A 20,861-nucleotide genomic window follows, 5' to 3' on the forward strand; every position below is an offset into this window, starting at 1 on the left:
TAGTCGATAGGTTCTCAGCGTGCTGTCGTCTGCATTGCATTGGGACGCTGTGCCAGATTAGAATCCATCTCGCTTTTCACATGATCTACTACCTGACATTCGAATTTTGAGAAAGCCATTCTTTTGTCTGCTCTTTTGTAGACGGCATAGGTTTTCAAATCTTTAGATAAAGGTTCGATAAATTCAGCAGGCTTGTCTGCCGCTAATTTCATTCCTTGAAATCCTAGCGGTGAAACGCTGAAATAAATTGTTGCGGTTGGATCAGTGATTCCAATCCCGATATAGGATTTGATTTCCGGATATCGGGCTGCAAGTGCAGGATCCATGGTCTGGACGGTAAAGATTCGATACTGTTCAGAAATTCCATCGGCATTTGGAATGGAAACGATAACATCTGATTTTGATTGGTTACGAAGTGGTGCCTTTGCCAATTCGTTTTTTAAAGGAGCAATGTCCAGTTCGAATAAGTTTTTCGTGGGAAGAGGCATCCGGTTTTCAAAAATTGCGGTGCCACTTTTTAGGTCTGTTTTTTTCCAGGGTGATTTTCCATTTTGCGCAAACGAAAATCCAGTGAAAGCCAGTAAGGCCACTGATAGTAGAATGTGTTTCATAAATTAGTAGGTTGGTTAAATTTGGTTATATCAAATGTATGGCAATTTTATTTATATTGTGATAAACATTTAAATAAAATATTAAAAAACAATAAATATAACTTTTAAGTGTTGTTATTGTTGAATTATTTGTAATTGTAAAATGTGAAGGTATTTTTGCTGGAAGAGCTTTTTTAAGCAAAAAATTAAGAATTTAAGGCTATTCAAATGAGGGTGTCGAAAAATATAACTATTTTCACAAACTAAAATTAATTACGGTTTGAAGAACAACAATAAACTATTTATAGCAATCATCATTGCTTTGGTTCTTGGGGTAGCCTTAGGAGCTTTTGTGCATTACCAATATCCGGATGGAAAAGCAGAATTTTCAAAAAATATAAAACTCTTCGGAACGATTTTTATCCGACTTGTTCAAATGATTATCGCCCCTCTGGTATTTTCAACATTGGTAGTTGGAATTGCTAAAATGGGTGACATGAAGATGGTGGGGAGAGTAGGTGCAAAAGCGATGACATGGTTTATTACGGCATCGTTAGTGTCCTTGTCTGTAGGGTTGTTGCTTGTAAACTGGATGAAACCGGGCAAGGGAACTTCCATAAAAATGGATGATTTATCCTCTGCGGATGACTTGCTTAAAAATACCAAATCATTTTCTTTAGAACAATTTGTTACTCACGTGGTGCCAAAAAGCGTCATCGAGGCTATGGCAACCAATGAAATCCTTCAGATTGTAATTTTTGCCATACTTTTTGGAATTGCTTTGTCATCAATGGGCAAGCTTGGTAATCCAATCATGAAGTCTTTGGATATTGTTTCGCATGTGGTTCTGAAAATGGTAACTTATATTATGTGGACGGCTCCTCTGGGTGTTTTTGGTGCGGTTGCGGCAGCTGTTGCGAATTATGGGTTTGAAATTTTTAGCCTGTATGCCCGATATTTGGTCGCATTTGCTATTGGGATTCTGGTGCTGTGGGTGCTATTACTTTTAGTAGGTTATATGATTTTGGGCAACCGACTTTGGGTCTTGCTAAAAAGAATAAAAAGCCCGCTACTTATTGCTTTTTCTACAACTTCGAGTGAAGCAGTATTTCCAAAATTAGTAGAAGAATTAGAACGCTTCGGCTGCAAAAGCAAAATCGTTTCTTTTACGCTGCCATTGGGTTATTCTTTTAACCTAGATGGAAGTATGATGTATATGACTTTTGCCAGTATTTTTATTGCGCAGGTCTACGGTGTAGATATGTCATTAGGAGAACAGCTTACAATGCTTTTAGTATTGATGTTAACCAGCAAAGGAGTTGCAGGTGTGCCTCGTGCTTCGCTGATAGTAGTCGTGGCGACTTGTGCTATGTTTGGAATTCCGCCAGAAGGGATTGCGCTTATTTTGCCAATCGACCATTTCTGTGATATGGCAAGAAGCATGACTAATGTGCTAGGAAACGCTTTGGCGACAACGGCAGTAGATAAATGGGAATCAGAACCTGAAACAATAACGCAAGAAACAGCATAACAATGGGAAGCTTTGAATGGACGCAATTATTGAATCCTGAATTTTATATCAATCTAAAAGTCAGCGGTGTTCCTATCGGAATTTATGTTGTCTTGTTTATCGTATTTGCTGAAACAGGGCTTTTTGCCGGTTTCTTCCTGCCAGGAGACAGCTTACTGTTTTTGTCGGGAATCTATAGCACGGAACTGACATCAACGCTTTTTACCATCAACAGTGATTTTCTGAATCTTGTTGTTTTGTCATCTATGATAGCCACAGCCGGAATACTTGGAAATACTTTCGGATATTGGTTTGGTGCTAAAAGTGGCTACTATCTGTATAACAAAAAAGATACGTTCTGGTTTAAGAAAAAATACCTGATTGAATCCAGAATCTTTTTTGAAAAACACGGAGGAAGAGCCATTATTTTCGCCCGTTTTGTTCCAATCATCAGAACCTTTGCGCCTATTGTGGCCGGCATCGTTTCTATGGAAAAAAAGAAATTCATGTTCTATAATATCGTCAGTTCGTTCTTATGGGCATTCACCCTTATTTTTGCAGGACATTATCTTTATGACCTGTTCCTGACAAAATTTGATATCGACCTGAAAGCGCACATTGAATTTATTGTCTTGGGAATTGTTGCAATTACTACTGTTCCGTTGGTACTTAATTACTTGAAAAAAAGAACCGGAACAAAAGACGGCCAAGAAGAAGCATAATCTTTTAGGCAGGGCGTCCGTTTCAGAACCAAAAATCAAAGAGATGAAAGCGAATGTAAGCTACTGGGAGCTCAAAAACTGGTTTTCAAATATAGATTTTGCCATTGTAGGTAGCGGCATAGTAGGACTGCATACAGCATTAAGACTTCGTGAAAAATTCCCTGACAGCAAGATTCTCATCTTAGAAAGAGGATTCCTGCCGCAAGGAGCCAGTACTAAAAATGCCGGATTTGCTTGCTTTGGAAGTATTTCAGAAATTATAGATGATCTCAGAAATCATTCGGAAGAAGAAGTTGTCCAGTTAATCCAGAAACGCTGGCAAGGATTGCAATTGCTCAGAAAAAGATTGGGTGACACAGCTATCGACTACAAACTGTATGGCGGTTATGAACTATTTCTTAAAAATTCGGAAAGCCATTACAACGAATGCCTCCAAAAGATACCTTTTATCAATGATGTATTAAGGCCATTATTCAAAGCAGATGTCTTTGCTAAAGAAATTGACCGCTTTGATTTTGGCGGAATCCATGAATATCTTGTTTTTAATCCGTTTGAAGGACAAATCGATACCGGAAACATGATGGAAGCTTTGTTAAGACAGGCAGTCGCTGCCAATATTCTTATTCTTAACAAGCAAAATGTAACTGCCTACCATGAAACTACTGAAGGAGTTCAGGTGAGTACGGATGATTTTGATTTCAGTACTAAGAAACTCTTGTTTGCAACCAACGGATTTGCTGAAAAGCTAACTCAGGGAGCTGTAAAACCGGCTAGAGCGCAAGTGCTCATCACCGAGCCAATTCCAAATCTGGATATAAAAGGAACCTTTCATATTGACAGAGGCTATTATTATTTCAGGAATTTTGGCGACCGTATCCTGTTTGGCGGAGGAAGAAACCTTGATTTTGAAGGAGAAACGACGTCAGAATTCGGACAGACAGATTTAATACAAAATAAACTCGAAGAAATTTTAAAAGAAGTAATTTTGCCGGGTCGCGATTTCAAAATAGAACACCGATGGAGTGGCATTATGGGAATGGGTTCAAGCAAAAAGCCTATTGTTGAAAAGCTTTCCGAGCACGTCTATTGTGGTGTAAGGCTCGGAGGTATGGGAGTTGCAATTGGAAGCCTTGTCGGACAGGAACTAGCAGACCTGGTAACAGGCTAACAAAAATAGTTAAGATTCTATATTCGTATGTTGAGAAAAATATTCAGTTTTTTATGGAAGTGTGCGCTTTGGTTCTTCGGAATCTCAGTTTTCTTTGTCATTCTTTTCAAATTTGTTCCTGTTCCGTTTACACCTTTGATGGGTATTCGTGCCCTGGAACAAAAGCAAGCGGGAAAAGAAATGACCTGTAGCCATGACTGGGTTCCGCTCGAAGACATTTCGGAAAACTTACAAAAGGCGGTTATAGCCAGCGAAGACGGAACTTTTTTAAGTCATAACGGGTTTGATTTTAAAGCCTTGCAGAAAGCCTATAAAAACAATTCCAAAGGGAAGAAACTCAAAGGAGGAAGTACAATTTCACAGCAAACGGCAAAGAATGTATTTTTATGGCAGGGACGTAGCTACCTCAGAAAAGGGCTTGAAGCCTATTTTACTATATTGATAGAGGTTTTCTGGGGCAAAGAACGCATAATGGAAGTATATCTCAACAGTATTGAGATGGGTGATGGCGTGTATGGCGTACAGGCAGCATCTCAATATTGGTATCGCAAAGATGCCTCGCAGGTTTCGAAAAGAGAAGCGGCCGGAATAGCCTCAATTCTTCCTAATCCTAGAAAATTCAAAGCGACCAATTCATCAGCATATATAGAAAGAAGAAAAGGCAGGATTATGAAACACATGAACTATGTCAAATTAGACTATTGATTTATGTGCCGGAAAATTTCTTTGCTTTTGATGTTGTTTTTTGCGTTACCACTTTTGGCTCAGCAAAGAAATGGAGAAATAGGACTGATTATAGATAATGACCTGTTTACCTCTACGGTCAATGACCAATATTATACGAATGGTATCGAAATTTTCTACAGATACCTGAATCGTAATGAAGATCCAAAAATCAACAAAAAGACAACTGAGTTTAGAGTTGGTCAATACATTTATAATCCGCATACGGTTGAAGCAAGATCGATTTCAAAACACGACCGACCGTTTGCAGGCTATCTTTTCGCAGAAGCAGGGTTTGCAAAATTTTATCAAAATGAATCGGTTTTAAAGTTCGGTACGCAGCTTGGGGTCATTGGACCGAATTCGCAGGCAGAAGGTTTCCAGAAATTATTTCATAAGGCTTTTGGTTATAAAGATGTAGAGGGATGGAATTATCAAATCCATAACGGTGTTGCCGTACAAGGAAGCTTGTTTTATTCTAAAAAAATTGGACCAAAACAAGTCGATAAAATTGATTATCATATTCAGGGTGAAGCAAACTTAGGATCGGTCTTTACAGGAATTACTATAGGGCCATTGGCTCGAATCAGTCTTAAAAAAGCATTGTTGCCAATCTATGATTCAGGACTATATGGTGCGTCATTAAATGCGGATAAGGCAAAATATAAAGAACAGTCAGAGTTTTATTTTTACATTAATCCCAATCTTAACGTTCAGGTTTATGATGCTACAATACAGGGAAGGCTTTTTAATGACAACAGTCCGGTAACGTATAATCTTGTACCGTTACGCTTTAATGGTGAAGCCGGTTTCCGATATCGAAAAGACCATTGGAACCTTCATTATCTTTTCGTTTTTAGAAGCAAAGAATTGCGTAATGACAGGATGGAAAATTATTTTTACGGTTCTATTGGTGCGACATATTTGCTGTACTAGACTTTATGCGTTGATATTTTTCTTAACTTTAGTAACACAACCAAAACTTTTTTCCATGAGTGCTAAATACAAATATGCTACCGTACTAGAGGCCATAAAACAATTGCGAGATGCCGGATTTATGGTCGATTTTAATATTGAAGGGAATTTTCTTAGTGCCAATTCCAGCAAATACCATATTGATGATTTTGAAATCGTTGAAGTCTACCGTTATGAAGGTGATTCCAATCCGGATGAAGAATCGACAGTCTATGGTGTAGCGTCAAAAGATGGTGTAAAAGGGATTCTTGTAACATCTTACGGAATGTATATTGATGACATCTCTGGAGAACTATTGCAGAAACTTTCGTTGAAATAAGATTTTTATAGCGATTACAAATTTTTTAAAAACTGCCTCTTTCGGCGGTTTTTTTATTTTTAAAAAACGCTAGAAATATTAATAACAAAATTGAAAAAGCCTGTAAAATCTACCTGATTTCAGGTATTTTAATGCAGGAAAATCAATTCTTTAGTGTTATTCTGTAACAAGGTCAGTAATTTTATCTTAGATCTAAAAACTCAAAATAAAATTGCTATGAATTTAAAGTTTTTATGCTCCGTTGTTTTTGTGCTCTGCCTTAGCCAGAACATACGGGCGCAGTATGTAGAAAAAGAAGAAGAAGAGAAAATTACAACCCTTTATCCGGAAGTAGCTTTTGATTCTATACAGGCAAAAAAAGCCTTGGCATTAGGCAAAGGAAAAATTACGGGTGTTGCTTTTACAAAAGCAGCACCGCTGGCACCGAGGATTTATGCAAACAATATGAAAATCATGTTGTTTCCGGTGACGCCTTATCTTGAAGCTTGGTATAAATTGCGAAACAGCAAAGAAAACCTGAGAAAGAGAAGATATGTCTATATGTCGGATCAGGCTTTTCGTTACAGGCTTGAAGCCATTTCCAACAGCGTTGGGAAGTTTACGTTTCCAGATATGAAGCCTGGGAAATATTTCCTGACCGGAAATATGAGCTGGAGTACAACCGGTACTTATAATGAGAAAACCGGAAGCAGCTATGGAAGCAATGGTGGTTATGCAGAACATTATGAGAAAAGGTATTATACCCAGGATCATGAGGAACGGCTTGAAAAGTTTGTCGAAGTAAAAACCGATGGCGAGATTGTAGAAGTCAAATTGAAATAAGAATTTGAGTGCTGTATAAAACAAAAAAGCATCCTGTTAGGGATGCTTTTTTATTGGAGTAAATCGGTTATTTTTTCAATTCCCTGATTCCCATATTGTATAAAGTAAACGAAAGAATGTCTGCCGCTTCTTCTATAGTCTTCGAAACTGGTTTACCAGCACCATGTCCGGCATTAGTCTCGATACGGATCAGTACCGGATTATTGCCTTTTTGCTTGGCTTGCAATTCTGCTGCAAACTTAAAGCTGTGTGCAGGAACTACCCTGTCATCATGGTCACCCGTTGTTACTAAAGTAGCTGGATAGCTTGTGCCTTCTTTTACGTTGTGTACCGGAGAATATTTTTTCAGGTATTCAAACATTTCTTTCGAATCGTTTGCTGTTCCATAATCATAAGCCCATCCTGCACCTGCAGTAAAGGTGTGATAACGAAGCATGTCCATAACACCTACAGCCGGAAGTGCCACTTTCATCAGGTCTGGTCTTTGGGTCATAGTAGCACCTACCAAAAGTCCGCCGTTAGAACCACCTCGAATTGCTAAATAGTCAGTTGAGGTATATTTCTGTGCAATCAGGTATTCTGCTGCTGCGATGAAATCGTCAAATACGTTTTGTTTTTTCATCTGCGTTCCGTCATCATGCCATTTTTTACCATACTCACCACCACCACGAAGGTTTGGAACAGCATATACACCTCCTTGTTCCATCCAAACGGCATTTGTAATGCTGAATGCTGGCGTCAGGCTCACGTTAAAACCACCATAAGCGTAAAGTATAGTAGGGTTTTTACCGTCTAATTTTATACCTTTCTTATAGGTAATAATCATTGGTACTTTTGTACCGTCTTTTGAGTTGTAGAATACCTGCTTGCTTTCGTAATCAGCAGAGTTAAAATCTACTTTTGGTTTTTCATATACAGCAGATACGCCGCCTTTTGGCTCAAAAGAATAGATAGTTCCCGGAGTAGTATAGTTTGTGAATGAATAATACAATTCCTTGTCTTCTTTCTTGCCTCCAAAACCACCTGCAGTACCTATTCCTGGTAATTTGATTTCACGAACCATTTTTCCGTCATAATCATATTGTTTTACCTGTGAAACGGCATCTTTCATGTAGTTGGCAAAAATAAAGCCTGAACCGGTAGAAACTGAAAGTACGTTTTCTGTTTCAGCAATAAAATCTTTCCAGTTAGCAGGTTTTGGATCTGCCGCGTCAACCGTAACGACTTTTTGGTTTGGCGCATTCAGGTTGGTCACAATATAAAGCTTCGTTCCCTTGTTGTCTATGATATAGCTATCGCTGTCGAAATTATTAACGATGTTGGTAATTTTGCTGTTTGGAACGCTAAGATCTTTGAAGTAAAGCTCGTTTCCTGAAGTAGAATTCGATGCAGAAATCACCAAATATTTATCGTCTTCTGTTACGTTAGCACCTACATATCTTCTTTTTTCATTCAATCCAAAAATAACTTTATCGTCTTTTTGAGCTGTTCCTAATTTGTGGAAATACAATTTGTGCTGATCGGTTTTAGCAGAAAGTTGACTTCCTTTTGGTTTGTCATAACTAGAATAGTAGAAACCTTCGTTGCCAATCCAGGCAATACCGCTGAATTTTACATCAACTAATTCTGTTTCCAGTTTTTTCTTGCTCACAGCATCCATGATGATAATCTTGTTCCAGTCGCTACCAGCTTCTGAAATCGAATAAGCTACCAATGAACCATCTTTTGAGAATTCAACAGAGGATAGTGATGTAGTCCCGTCTGCAGAGAAAGTATTCGGATCAAGGAATAGTTCTTCCTTACCACTCATATCTTTTCGATACAATACAGATTGATTTTGTAATCCATTGTTCTTGTAATAATAAGTGTAATTTCCCTCTTGTGCAGGAGCAGAAATTTTTTCATAATTCCAAAGCTTTTCAAGACGCTCTTTCATGTCTTTGCGGAAAGGAATTTTTTCCAGATAGCCAAAAGTGACTTCGTTTTCGGCTTTTACCCAAGCCGCAGTTTCGGCAGATTTGTCATCTTCCAGCCAGCGATAAGGGTCTTTTACTTCAGTTCCGAAGTAAGTGTCAGTGGTGTCAACCTTTTTTGTTTCAGGATATTTCAGCACTACGGCTTCTTCTTTAGTTTCTTCTTTACAAGATAGAAGTGCTGATGCTGCAATCATGGTTAATAGAACTTTTTTCATTAAAATGTTTTTTGATTCTTACAAAAATAGCGAATCCTTAGTTAGTAATTAGTTAAAAAGTGGTCTGTATTGAGGCCAGTGCTTGTAGATTAATATACCATTGAGAACTGCTACCAATACGGCCCCACCAATACTAGGAATATCCAGAAAAAGGTGGAAAAGAAGAATGTTCAGCGAAATAGGAACCAATAAGATCAGTGCGAATGCAATCCAGTTTTTTGTAAAAAGGAGCAGAGCGATGAAAATTTCAAGGATTCCAATGATAGGTAACACATAGCCTGTTGCGGCCAGTGAGCCCATAAAGTCGGAAGCCTGTTCAGGGAGTTGAGGTGTTGGAAGAAAAGGTAGTGTGTAAAACTTGTTCAATCCAAAAACTAAAAGAACGAGTCCGAGAAGTACTCGAACCAGGGAGGTAAATTTCGAATTCATATTATCTACAATTTTTTTGGTTACTAACTTTTTGTTGAAAATCCTAAATTACTAAAAAAATGTTAAGCAAAATCAGGATTATTGAAAAAATAAAAAGTTAATTAACAAAAATGCAATTGAAGTCGAGAATCGGAAACCCTTTTTTTGAAATCAAAATCTTTAGTCAGAGCTGTAGAAAGTTATCAATAAAAAACCGCCTGAAATGGCGGTTTTTATAATATATGATGGGTAAATGATTATGGTGCAGCGACAGTAATTGGGAAGCTTACCTGTATGTCAGTTTCTCCACCGGCGTTAGTAATGTTTCCGGTTGACACACCTTCTGCATTTTTATTGGGTTGGTGTCTAAGAGTTACTGTAAAAATGCCATTTCCTGTTGTCGCATTTGTTGTGAATGTGAAGTTCAGACCAATCGGTTTGCCATTAACATCATTTGGAACCGCATAAGCAGTAGTTGCCAAGGCATTTGAAACCGTAAAGAAAAATTGGTGCTCGTGACCTTCTTCCAAAATTTCTTCTGTGATACTTTCAGCAGGGGTTGCTGCTTCGTTAAGCAAGTTCAAGGCTCCGTTATAAGTGGTGTTTGGCGCCAGATTGCCAGATACTGTTACAACCGGAGCATTTGGTCCTTCGGCGCCATCTAGATCGCGAGAAGTCAGAGTAATCGTTTGTCCGCCTCCTGTTAGTGTAGCGGTAAGCGTTGTGATTACTTCTTCCTCATTTACAGGATTGCTGTCGTCATTGCTGCAAGAAGAACAAAGAGTTATTGCAGCTAAGCCCATTGATAAAAATTTAAATACGTTCATAAGAATAATGGTTTTAAAATATTAATAATTTAATTTCACTTGAATTCTGAAATTCCTGCCCAATTCGTCAGCATAGTAGCGCGTCCTGTTGAGGTAATCTCTGTAATTCGTGTTCAAAAGGTTTTGGATATTGAATCCGATAGTCATTTTAGATTTTTTCAAAACATCAAAACTCATTTCGGAGTTAAAATGCAATAGGCTGTATCCCTTTGGCGGTCTGCTGATTTTTACCAGAGTGCTAACAGGTTCGCCGGAATCAGTTACATCCACATAAAAATCATTGTTGGGATAACGTTGCTGGGTAAATACAGTTTCATTTTTGATTCCCAGCACAAGATGATTCCAGTTTTCCTTTTTAAAACTGATAGTATTATTAAGGTTCAGCGGAGGCATATCAATCAGTGGCTTGTTGTTTGTCGCATCTTTGCCATATACAAAAGCGGCAGTAGAATGCCAGTTCAGGTTTTTGGCAAAATCATAATCTGCTGTGAGGTCAATTCCAAACATTCTTACATCAACCTGTCGGTATTCCCAGACTGGAAAAGGCCCACGATTGGACAAGATGATAGTTGTAGGAATCAGGATTTTGAAGTCAGAAATTGTATTGTAATAAGGATTGACTTCAAAAGCAAAACCGTCACCGGCATAATGAAGTGCTGTCGACATTTTAAGAGCCACTTCACGTTTCAGTCTCAGGTCACCAAGCTCAATCTGTCCGGTAGCATGATGCAGACCGTCACTGAACAATTCAGCCGGATTCGGATTTCTGCTGGCTATCCCGATATTGGAAAACCAGGTCAGCTTATCGTTGAGCTGGTATTTAGCACCAAGGCTTCCTGAAAAATTATGATAGGTAAAAACAGGATTCGTATACCATTGCTGTCCATCTTCACCAATGATAATATTACTAAAGTCACGGTCATAACCTCGTTCCGTCCATCTCGATTTTAAGTAATATTTCTTGGCGTCGATATGGCTAAAATCATAACGCATTCCTGCTTCCAACGCCAAGTTATCATTAGCCTGGTAACTGGCAATGGCATAAGCACCCGCATCGAATTTGTTGTAATTCGGTATCAGAGCTCGCACCTGTGTGTCACCCGTGTTCGCTGCATTGTTTTGATACGCTGCGCTGATTCCGGCTTTGTATTTTACCTTTTCAGAAGAATTGGTCTCAAAATCGGCAGTGAAAGAATGCGTCATCAGATCGAGGTCTACTGCTGCCTTGTTTCGGTCATCACCTCTTCTCAAATCAAATTCCTTGCGGTTGTTGAACTGGAAAGAATATTGCAACGACAGTTTTGAGGCATCAGAGAAAAAGGTATAGTAATTTACTTTTCCCAAATGATGCTGTAATTCTTGTCTTGGAGCGTTGATGTCATAAGTGAAATCTCTGATTACTTGCGGCTGGCCGCTGTTAATAGCCCGAATCAGGTCAGACATTCCGCTGATGTGTGATGATCTCAATATCCCGATATCGGCATTGTAATAACTGTAGAAAAAACTATAACCCTGATTTTCTCCTTTATAGCCCAGATTTCCGGAAAAATTTTTCTCCCGGTTTCCGGTATTGGAAAGTACATAGTCTGGTGCCTCAAAGTCTCCCAAATATTTGAAAGTGCCCTGAAGGTTCCAGTTCCAGCCATTTTCATAACCTTTGGAAAGCGAGGATGAAACACTACCACCTCGTCCGTTGGTAGCGCCATTAATAATGGTTTTTCCAAAAATAGTGTCCTTTACCGGGATATGGGCAGGTTCTACAATTACGGTTCCGCCAATGGCATCACCGCCATATTGCAGTCCGGAAGCGCCTTTGATTACGGAAATTTTTCCGGCCGTGTTAACATCCATATTCGGAGCGTGTTCGGTTCCCCATTGCTGGTCTTCGAGACGCACATTGTTGTTGATGATTAGTACACGGCTGCTGTGCAATCCATTAATAATAGGCTTGACAATAGTACTTCCCGTTTTAAGAGATGAGATACCGCTAATTTCCTTAAGTGCATCGCCCAGGCTCTCGCTGCTGTAGTTCTCGAGCACATTAGCTTTGAGTTCCTGTGTTGCGGCATTCTTTTCGGAAACCGTCTTTTTGAGCACTACTTCAGACAGTTGCGATACATCCGGCTTGAGGGAAATATCCAGTACTCTATCGTTTTGCATACTGATTATAGTGTCTAAAGTCTTATAACCCAGATATTCAATAGTAACAGCGATGTTTCCTTGCGGGACACCGTTTATTACGTAACGACCGTCAACAGCAGTGGTTGCAAAAAAAGTTCCGGCATGGATGTGGCTCCCTGCCAAAGGTTGTTTTTTCTCGTTGGTTATAGTTCCGCTCAACGCATGTTGGGAATATACACGAGTTTGGTTTCCTACTAAGAGGAAAACAAAAAATAAGATATAGCGCATTTTGAAAAAATCTAAAATGATAATTAAGGCGTGCTTCAGGATGAAGCCGCCCGAAAGAAGAGCATTGCTCTTTTCGTTAATTAACAGTTAGATGGAGGTCCGCGATGAGAATAAAGGCTTCCTGCAAAGAATTCAGATGATTCTACAGAAGCAAAATTATAGGCAACTGCCTTAAAAGGGACAAATAAATCAAAAGTGTAGGTTTCTGTTGCAATAAAGCTACTAAGCGTAAATTCGCAGACAAAACACTTTTCGTGATCGTGGTCTAAAGTTTGGATTTTAGTATGGCCATTGTCGTCTGACTGGCTTACTGTTGCTGCTTTTCCACTTAAGAAATGCTCATAGGAGTGAACGGATTGAAACAGTATTGAAAACAATACTGCAATCATCAAAGAGAGATTTATTATGGCAAACTTCTTCTTCATTCCAATGCAAATGTATGAAAGTGAAAAAAAATACCGCCCGTTTTAACAAATTTTATGGTTTGTTAAAACAGGCGGTACCTGAATTTTTATTTCAAAAACGATTTATACTAAGCCGTTAGCGACCAGATATTCTGCAATTTGGATGGTATTGGTTGCAGCACCTTTGCGAAGGTTGTCAGCAACAATCCACATGTTTAGCGTATTTGGCTGTGATTCGTCACGGCGAATTCTTCCCACAAAAACATCATCTTTTCCTTGTGCATAAAGAGGCATTGGGTATGTAAACGTATCAGTATTGTCCTGAACAACAATTCCAGGAGTTTCGTGAAGAATTCGTCTCACATCATTTACATCAAAATCATTAGAAAATTCCACATTCACAGCTTCGCTATGTCCACCCACGATAGGTACTCTAACAGCCGTAGCGGTTACAGCAATAGTTTTATCGCTTAATATTTTTTGAGTTTCGCGAACCAATTTCATTTCTTCTTTGGTGTATCCGTTATCTTCAAAAGCATCACACTGTGGGATGGCATTTCTATGGATTTGGTATTTGTAAGCCATTTCTCCTTTAGTGCCTGAATATTCGTTTTCAAGCTGCTGTACTGCTTTTACACCCGTTCCTGTAATTGACTGGTAGGTCGAAACAATAATTCTTTTAATGTTGTATTTTTTATGAAGAGGAGCCAAGGTCAGAACCATTTGTATGGTTGAGCAGTTTGGATTGGCAATAATCTTGTCGTCTTTTGTAAGTTCCGAAGCGTTGATTTCCGGAACAATCAGTTTTTTGTCAGGATGCATTCTCCAGGCCGAAGAGTTGTCGATTACGGTTGTTCCTGCTTCTGCAAATTTTGGAGCCCAGGCCAATGAAGTTTCTCCGCCGGCAGAAAATAAAGCGATGTCCGGCTTCATTGATACGGCTGTTTCCAATCCGACAACAGTATACTTTTTCCCTTTAAATTCGATTTCCTTACCTACCGATTTTTCCGAAGCTACAGGAATTAGTTCGGTTACAGGGAAATTTCTTTCTGCCAAAATTTGAAGCATTACTTCGCCAACCATTCCGGTTGCGCCAACAACAGCAACTCTCATATTCTATTTTTTAAAAGTGGTTAAAAACTGATTTGTGAATGCAAAAGTAGCTAATAAAATCATTGAAAAAACGAATTTAAAAAATATAACAAATTGTTATATAAAATTATATTTTATAAAAATACCGCCTGTTTTTCAGGCGGTTTAATTAGAATATATAGTATAGCGGTATTGGCTAATTATGATCTGTTTTTTAAAGCATCGCGGATTTCCATCAACAGTTTTTCTTCATTGGTTGGAGCAGGCGGTGCAGCAGGTGCTTCGGCTTCTTTTTTTCTAGCGGCATTGATACCTTTAACAACTAAGAAAAGAACGAAAGCTACGATAAGGAAGTTAATTACGGCAGAAAGAAACATGCCATATTTTACTGACCCGAAAATAACTAAATCTTCAATTTTGGAAAGGTTCGCAGCTTCAAGAGCCGGTTTTAGCAATAACGGGGTTATCACGTCTTCAATAAAAGAGCTGACAATTTTTCCAAAAGCGGCACCAATGATGACACCGATAGCTAAGTCTACAACATTACCTTTTAGCGCAAAGGCTTTAAATTCAGATACCATTCCCATAATTATTTGATTTTAGGATTATTAAATAAATTGGTTTTTGTTACTAGCTAAAGTAGTTAAATATTTTAACATTTCAACGCCAGTTTTTTAAAAATTGTGCTATTCTCTATAAAAAACACGCTTAACGCGATGCGAAATACCGGTAAGGATTTCATATGGAATGGTTCCCAACTTATCAGCTATATAGGTGACATTCGGGTTTTCGCCGAAAATGATGACCGGATCACCTTCCAGACAATCAATCGCCGAAACATCTACCATAAGCATGTCCATACAGATACTACCTACAATAGGTGCTTTTTGGTTTTTGATAAGAACATAGCCAACCTGATTGCCCCAACTTCTTCGAATCCCGTCGGCATAACCAATCGGTATCGTGGCGATTCGGGTTTCTTTTTCGGCCATGAATCGCCTGCCATAACCAACGCTTTCGCCAGCTTGTATAGTTCTGATTTGCGAGATTATGGATTTTAAAGTGCCTACGTTTTCTAAGTATTTTGTTTCCGACGGATCGTTTGAAATACCGTAAAGTCCAATTCCCAATCGTACCATTCCGTATTGGGCTTCCGGATAATTGCTGATGCCGGAAGTATTGAGGATATGGCGAATGGGTTGTATGGAAAGTTCCTGTATCAATAGGGAAGATAATTTTTCAAAAAGGGCAATTTGTGATTTCGCAAAATCATGGTGTTCCATGTCGTCGCTGGTTGCCATGTGAGAAAGGATACTTTTGACCTGTATGTAGGAAGTACCTCTGAGCGTGTCGATCAGTTCCGGTAGGTCGTTTTCCTGAAAACCAAGTCGGTGCATTCCGGTGTCCAGTTTGATATGGATTGGAAAATGCTGTAAATTTTTCTGCTCTGCAATTTTCAAAAAGGCTCTTAATCCTTTTATGGAATAAATTTCAGGCTCTAAATGATGTTCGATTATAGCACCAAAACTGGTGTTTTCCGGATTAAGCACCATAATAGGCAATGTAATCCCGGCACTTTTCAAGGCGATACCTTCGTCTGCAAAGGCAACACCCAGATAATCTACTTTATGGTATTCCAGAAGTTTTGCAATTTCAAAACCGCCGCTACCATAACCAAACGCCTTTACCATAACCATAAGTTTGGTTTCTGGTTTTAGCTTTGACCTGAAAAAATTCAGATTGTGACTAATGGCATTCAGGTTGATTTCCAAAACTGTTTCATGGGTCTTTTCTTCCAGCAAGGAAGCGATTTTCTCAAATTGAAAAATACGGGCTCCTTTTATCAATATGGTTTCATTAGCGAAATTCAGGTTCTTGAAGTCGGCAATCAGTTCCTCCGTGTTTTTATACGTAATGATGTTTTTAAAATTACCGGAATAAGTGCCTATTTCTTCTCCCACGCCAATAACACGGTCTATTTTGTTAGAGGCTATAAGTTCTGAAACTCTTTTATATAAATCGTCCGTAGGCAATCCGCTTTGGAAAATATCCGAAAGGATGATTGTCTTTTTCTTGTATTGTTTTTGCTGTTCCAAGAAATCCAGGGCAATTCTGAGCGATTGGTAATCGGAACTATAGCTGTCGTCAATAATTTCAGTATTGTTAACTCCGTTTTTGACTTTTAGGCGCATTTCTACAGAATACAAAAGCTGGATTCTTTCTTGTATGATTTCAGGCAAGTATCCCAAATAAAGCATCGCCATCAGACAACTTATGGCATTTTCGATAGATGCTTTGTCCTGAAAAGGAATCACAGCATCAAAAGAAATGTTATTATAAGCGATGGTCAATTGGGTCTTTCCTGCAATTGATTTCTGTGTAATATACACCGATGCCTGCTTGTCGTCAAGGCTCCACGAAAAAGTCTTGATATTTGATCCGATAAGCGAATCGACAAGAGTATTTTTTTGGTAAATCAAGACTTCTGAATGTTCAAAAAGACGTAGTTTCTCCTTGATTTTTTCTTGCTGATTTTGAAAGCCTTCATCATGGGCGGAACCAATGTTAGTTAGGATTCCAATAGTAGGCTGGATGATTTTTTCCAGTTTTTCCATCTCATGAACGGTAGAAATACCGGCTTCGAAAATTCCAAGATTATGCTTTTCGTTTATCGAAATTACCGAAAGTGGCACGCCAACTTGTGAGTTGTAGCTTTTTGGACTTCTGATGATATTGTAATCAGGACTCAACAGGAAATTAAGCCATTCTTTTACGATGGTTTTTCCGTTACTTCCCGTAATTCCGATAATTGGAAAATGGAAGCTTTTTCTATAGTAGGATGCAAAGTCCTGTAATGCCTGCAGCGTGTTTTTTACTTCCAGGAAATTAGCCTTGCCATCTAATCCTTTTGGAATATGGCTGACAACAAAATTACGAACTCCTTTGTCGATAAGATTCGGGATATAACTATGAGCGTCATTATTTTGTCCGGAAAGGGCAAAAAATAAAGTTCCGGAATTGTTTTGCAGCGAACGGCTGTCTATGGAAACATTGTCAATGTCAATGTCTGGATTTCCTGAAAGACGGGCTTGTATCTCAGGAACGATATGTTGAATTTTCAGGCTCAATTTGATTTCTTTTTTAAAGCTAGGTTAAAGGTAGCGATTTTTTTAGACGATTCGCAGGAAGAATGACTATAGAAAAGAAGGGAAATAGGGGGTAATTGTCGTGTCTGAAACGATTATTTGTTTTCTTTCTTTTTGGCAAAATAGCCTTCTTCTTTTTCCTGCAATTCTTTCATTGCATTAAAATAGGCGGCACGGCTCAAAGGTTCATATTCTTCCGTTTCACCAAGCATGACCAGATTGTCGTTGTTAGCTTTTCGGAAACTATAATTGGCAAGATTTCCGGTACGGGTACAAACGGCATGGACTTTCGTAACATATTCTGCCGTAGCCATAAGAGCGGGCATCGGGCCAAAAGGATTGCCTTTGAAATCCATATCCAGTCCGGCAACGATAACACGTATTCCGGAATTGGCCAGGTCATTACAGACAGAAACAATTTCGTCATCAAAAAACTGGGCCTCATCAATGCCTATAACTTCGCAGCCTTGAGCCAGAATTCGGATATTGGCTGCAGCAGGAACCGGAGTCGATCGTATTTCGTTAGAATCGTGCGAAACTACCATCTCATCATGATAGCGCGTATCAATCGCAGGCTTGAAAATTTCTACTTTCTGCTTGGCAAATTGCGCCCTTTTCAGACGACGGATAAGCTCTTCGGTCTTTCCCGAAAACATTGAACCGCAGATTACTTCAATCCAGCCAAATTGTTCTTTATGATTTACTGTATTTTCGAGAAACATTTTGTATTTTTCAGCCTTAAAAAGGATTAGTTTTTTTTACTTTGTGCTGAAAACAAATTTATTAAAAAACCCTTGCTTTACTCAATATAATATCAAAAGTTATGAAGAAAAAATTAGAGGCCGAATTAATCAGCATAGCACACAGGATCTTGAAGCTGAAAAATAAATCCGAATTGATTCAACTCCATCAGGAAAGCCAAAAATTGTATGAAAAATTGTCTGTTTTGCTATTTGTAGAAGAGAATTTTACAGGTTCACAGCCAACAATCGGCAGGTCTGAGGCTTATGAAATACTGGAGACTGCTTTTGATAATGATGAGGTTCCTGGAAAAGTTGAAATGGATGTGCAGGAAGAAATTGCTTTAGAAGCTGAAAAAACAATAGAAGAAGCACTAAAAGAAGAGGTTCAGGAAGAAGAAGCGCAAAAAGAAGAGGAAAAGACAACTGCAGAAGAGATTAAAGAAGCGGAAGAGGAAGTAGCGAATGAGCCGGAATCTGAGCAGGAAAAAGTGGTAGTGGGTGAAATTGAACTTTCTGATGAAGAACTGGAAGAAGAAGAGCCAGTAGAGCAAGAAGACGAAGAAGAACCAATTGTAGAAGAACCGGAAGAAACAGAGGAAGAAGAAAAAGTTTCTGAAGAAGCAAAAGAAGAATTGATAGAAGAACCTGCTTTTGAACTGGCTTTTGATAAAAAAGAAGATGTAGAAGAAGTTGCCAAAGAATCAGGACACCAGATCATTTTTGAAGATTTCTTAGGGTCGGATTATAAAGACCTTGAATTTGTAAAGGCTGAAATCGAGGAAAAGCACAAGCACGACCACGATGAAGAACCTGCTATAGAAGAAACGAAGGAAGAAGCTAAAGAAGAAGTCAAAGAGGAAATTATAGAAGAAGTCAAAGCACAAGAACCTGAAAAAGTTGAAGAAACTCCAAAACCGGCTGTTGAAAAAGTAACCAAAGGAATCACGATTGGGCTAAACGATAGAGTTGGTTTTGTAAACCATCTTTTTGGCGGTAGTAATGAAGATTTCAACAGAGTGTTGTCTCAGTTGAACACCTTTGATACTTTCCAGGATGCTCAGAATTTTATCGAAGATTTAGTGAAGCCAGACTATAACGAATGGAAAGGCAAGGAAGATTATGCAGAGCGTTTCCTTGAAGTAGTAGAAAACAAGTTTAAATAATCTGGATGTCAAAATTATATTTAGTTCCAACACCTATCGGAAATCTTGAAGATATGACCTTCAGGGCCATCAAGGTCCTGAAAGAAGTCGACCTGATTTTGGCTGAAGATACTCGCAATAGCGGTAAGCTGCTAAAACATTTCGAGATTGGAACGCACATGCAGAGTCACCACATGCACAATGAGCATAAAACGGTGGAAAATCTGATTGCAAGATTAAAATCAGGAGAAACGATTGCCTTGATTTCGGATGCAGGAACGCCTGCTATTTCAGATCCGGGCTTTTTGTTGACACGAGCTTGTGTAGAAAACAATATTGAGGTGGAATGCCTTCCTGGAGCGACAGCTTTTGTTCCGGCTTTGGTCAACAGCGGCCTGCCAAATGACAAATTTGTCTTTGAAGGTTTTTTGCCTGATAAAAAAGGAAGACAGACCCGTTTTCTGGCTTTAGCCGAAGAAACCCGTACGATGATTTTATACGTTTCGCCGCATAAATTGGTCAAGACTTTGGCAGAATTTATCCAGTATTTTGGAGCTGACCGAGCGGTTTCGGTTTCGCGCGAATTGACCAAATTACATGAAGAGACTGTTCGCGGGACAGCAACGGAAGTCTTAAAACATTTTGAAGCCAAACCTCCAAAAGGCGAAATCGTCGTTATTGTTGGAGGAAAAAGCAATAAATAATACTCATCACAGATATCCTAAGTAAGTATTTTAGCTTTTAAAATATGGAGTTTATAATTAAAGGTGAGTTTTATAGAGGGCTAAATGTCTATAAAAATAATGAACTGCTCCTATATTCAAAATTTAAGCATCGATGGTTTAGGGGAGATTTGATTTCTATTTTTGATAAAGATGATAATTTGTTAGTTGAAGTATCTGTAAGCGGAATGGAGAATAGTGAATATCTCATACGTTATCAGAATAAAGATCTTTTAGAAACTATATTGTCTTTATCACGAAATGAAATTATGTTTTCAAGGAATATCAGATTTAAACTTTCCCAAGCTTGGCTTGCCTTGATAAATCCTTATGCTAGGGTGTATTATGAAGAGAAAGAAATAGCGAAAATCAATTTAGAGAGATTTATGACTTTTCGACAATTTTCTCTACACTTAAAAGATGAAAATTTTATTTATATAAATGAGCTTTTGGTTTATTTTCTTTTAAATCAAACGAGAGATAATACGGAATAAATACTATGGCAACACATCACGTAACTACAAAGTGGCTGGGTGACATGGCTTTTGAAGCCACCAACCCTGGCGGAACAATAAAAATGGATTCAGATCCGGAATATGGCGGACATGACGATGGACTGCGTCCAAAAGCCATGATGTTGGCTTCTTTGGCAGGCTGTACCGGAATTGATATTGCTTCCCTCGTAAAAAAGATGAAAGTAGATATTGATACTTTCACGATTGAAGTAGAAGGTGACCTGACGGAAGAACATCCAAAGTTTTACCATACCGTTCGAGTGGATTATCATTTTTACGGATTGGATCTTGACCAAACAAAACTTCAGAAAATAGTCGACCTATCCGTTGAAAAATATTGCGGCGTGATGGAAATGTTCCGTCATTTTGCAAAAGTAGAAGTTAGAATATTGTATCATTAATAAAGGTACTAAGCTGCTGAGGTACTAAGGCT

General features: G+C 38.6%; 21 protein-coding genes. 11 read left to right on the forward strand and 10 right to left on the reverse strand.

Annotated features, from left to right (window positions below; translation table 11 throughout):
* Window positions 1-14: 14 nt before the first annotated feature.
* On the reverse strand, window positions 15-611 hold the full coding sequence (locus FJA49_RS18510; RefSeq protein ID WP_199758408.1) for a hypothetical protein: 597 nt from the start codon (window positions 609-611) through the stop codon (window positions 15-17).
* Window positions 612-870: 259 nt separating this feature from the next.
* On the opposite strand from FJA49_RS18510, the gene FJA49_RS14160 reads away from it, so the two are divergent.
* The 7 genes from FJA49_RS14160 to FJA49_RS14190 all read left to right on the forward strand — a co-directional run bounded on the left by FJA49_RS14160 (window position 871) and on the right by FJA49_RS14190 (window position 6,829).
* Window positions 871-2,121 (forward strand): dicarboxylate/amino acid:cation symporter, encoded by a 1,251-nt coding sequence (locus FJA49_RS14160; protein WP_140001583.1) that lies wholly within the window; start codon window positions 871-873, stop codon window positions 2,119-2,121.
* A gap of 2 nt (window positions 2,122-2,123) precedes the next feature.
* Window positions 2,124-2,822 carry a DedA family protein gene (locus FJA49_RS14165; protein WP_140001584.1) on the forward strand — a complete coding sequence of 233 codons (699 nt, stop codon included), beginning with the start codon at window positions 2,124-2,126 and terminating at the stop codon, window positions 2,820-2,822.
* 43 nt (window positions 2,823-2,865) lie between these two features.
* Window positions 2,866-3,990 carry an NAD(P)/FAD-dependent oxidoreductase gene (locus FJA49_RS14170; RefSeq protein WP_140001585.1) on the forward strand — a complete coding sequence of 375 codons (1,125 nt, stop codon included), beginning with the start codon at window positions 2,866-2,868 and terminating at the stop codon, window positions 3,988-3,990.
* A 27-nt stretch (window positions 3,991-4,017) separates the two neighbouring features.
* Entirely contained in the window at window positions 4,018-4,695 is a 678-nt protein-coding gene (mtgA, locus tag FJA49_RS14175) for a monofunctional biosynthetic peptidoglycan transglycosylase (protein ID WP_140001586.1), read from the forward strand.
* A 3-nt stretch (window positions 4,696-4,698) separates the two neighbouring features.
* The gene (locus FJA49_RS14180) at window positions 4,699-5,649 is read left to right on the forward strand and encodes a lipid A deacylase LpxR family protein (protein ID WP_140001587.1); all 951 of its coding nucleotides are present in this window, start codon (window positions 4,699-4,701) and stop codon (window positions 5,647-5,649) included.
* Window positions 5,650-5,704: 55 nt separating this feature from the next.
* Window positions 5,705-6,007: a hypothetical protein gene (locus FJA49_RS14185; RefSeq protein ID WP_140001588.1), complete on the forward strand. Its 303-nt coding sequence runs from the start codon at window positions 5,705-5,707 to the stop codon at window positions 6,005-6,007.
* A gap of 216 nt (window positions 6,008-6,223) precedes the next feature.
* Window positions 6,224-6,829, forward strand: a complete 606-nt coding sequence (locus tag FJA49_RS14190) for a hypothetical protein (RefSeq protein ID WP_140001589.1) — start codon at window positions 6,224-6,226, stop codon at window positions 6,827-6,829.
* Between the two features lie 67 nt (window positions 6,830-6,896).
* On the opposite strand, the gene FJA49_RS14195 is transcribed toward FJA49_RS14190, so the two are convergent.
* The 9 genes from FJA49_RS14195 to FJA49_RS14235 form a co-directional block, all read right to left on the reverse strand.
* Entirely contained in the window at window positions 6,897-9,020 is a 2,124-nt protein-coding gene (locus tag FJA49_RS14195; RefSeq protein WP_140001590.1) for a prolyl oligopeptidase family serine peptidase, read from the reverse strand.
* A gap of 48 nt (window positions 9,021-9,068) precedes the next feature.
* Window positions 9,069-9,449, reverse strand: coding sequence for a DoxX protein (locus tag FJA49_RS14200; protein ID WP_140001591.1), 381 nt, complete (start codon window positions 9,447-9,449; stop codon window positions 9,069-9,071).
* A gap of 236 nt (window positions 9,450-9,685) precedes the next feature.
* Entirely contained in the window at window positions 9,686-10,255 is a 570-nt protein-coding gene (locus FJA49_RS14205) for a type 1 periplasmic binding fold superfamily protein (protein ID WP_140001592.1), read from the reverse strand.
* Window positions 10,256-10,276: 21 nt separating this feature from the next.
* Entirely contained in the window at window positions 10,277-12,664 is a 2,388-nt protein-coding gene (locus tag FJA49_RS14210) for a TonB-dependent receptor (protein ID WP_140001593.1), read from the reverse strand.
* Between the two features lie 80 nt (window positions 12,665-12,744).
* Window positions 12,745-13,089, reverse strand: a complete 345-nt coding sequence (locus FJA49_RS14215; RefSeq protein WP_101471163.1) for a hypothetical protein — start codon at window positions 13,087-13,089, stop codon at window positions 12,745-12,747.
* 102 nt (window positions 13,090-13,191) lie between these two features.
* On the reverse strand, window positions 13,192-14,181 hold the full coding sequence (locus FJA49_RS14220) for an aspartate-semialdehyde dehydrogenase (RefSeq protein ID WP_140001594.1): 990 nt from the start codon (window positions 14,179-14,181) through the stop codon (window positions 13,192-13,194).
* A gap of 179 nt (window positions 14,182-14,360) precedes the next feature.
* Window positions 14,361-14,747: a large conductance mechanosensitive channel protein MscL gene (gene mscL, locus FJA49_RS14225; RefSeq protein ID WP_140001595.1), complete on the reverse strand. Its 387-nt coding sequence runs from the start codon at window positions 14,745-14,747 to the stop codon at window positions 14,361-14,363.
* Window positions 14,748-14,846: 99 nt separating this feature from the next.
* The gene (locus FJA49_RS14230) at window positions 14,847-17,288 is read right to left on the reverse strand and encodes a bifunctional UDP-N-acetylmuramoyl-tripeptide:D-alanyl-D-alanine ligase/alanine racemase (protein WP_140001596.1); all 2,442 of its coding nucleotides are present in this window, start codon (window positions 17,286-17,288) and stop codon (window positions 14,847-14,849) included.
* Window positions 17,289-17,401: 113 nt separating this feature from the next.
* Window positions 17,402-18,028: a thymidine kinase gene (locus FJA49_RS14235; protein WP_140001597.1), complete on the reverse strand. Its 627-nt coding sequence runs from the start codon at window positions 18,026-18,028 to the stop codon at window positions 17,402-17,404.
* 101 nt (window positions 18,029-18,129) lie between these two features.
* Between FJA49_RS14235 and FJA49_RS14240 the strand changes: the two genes are divergently transcribed.
* The 4 genes from FJA49_RS14240 to FJA49_RS14255 are packed head-to-tail and all read left to right on the forward strand — an operon-like array spanning window position 18,130 to window position 20,829.
* Window positions 18,130-19,212, forward strand: a complete 1,083-nt coding sequence (locus FJA49_RS14240; RefSeq protein ID WP_140001598.1) for a hypothetical protein — start codon at window positions 18,130-18,132, stop codon at window positions 19,210-19,212.
* Between the two features lie 5 nt (window positions 19,213-19,217).
* Complete coding sequence (gene rsmI / locus FJA49_RS14245) at window positions 19,218-19,895, forward strand: 16S rRNA (cytidine(1402)-2'-O)-methyltransferase (RefSeq protein WP_140001599.1); 678 nt, start codon at window positions 19,218-19,220, stop codon at window positions 19,893-19,895.
* 44 nt (window positions 19,896-19,939) lie between these two features.
* Window positions 19,940-20,407, forward strand: coding sequence for a hypothetical protein (locus FJA49_RS14250; protein WP_140001600.1), 468 nt, complete (start codon window positions 19,940-19,942; stop codon window positions 20,405-20,407).
* Window positions 20,408-20,412: 5 nt separating this feature from the next.
* Window positions 20,413-20,829 (forward strand): OsmC family protein, encoded by a 417-nt coding sequence (locus tag FJA49_RS14255; protein WP_140001601.1) that lies wholly within the window; start codon window positions 20,413-20,415, stop codon window positions 20,827-20,829.
* Window positions 20,830-20,861: the final 32 nt, after the last annotated feature.

Origin of the sequence: Flavobacterium microcysteis (assembly GCF_006385255.1) — a bacterium.
Lineage (GTDB): Bacteria > Bacteroidota > Bacteroidia > Flavobacteriales > Flavobacteriaceae > Flavobacterium > Flavobacterium microcysteis.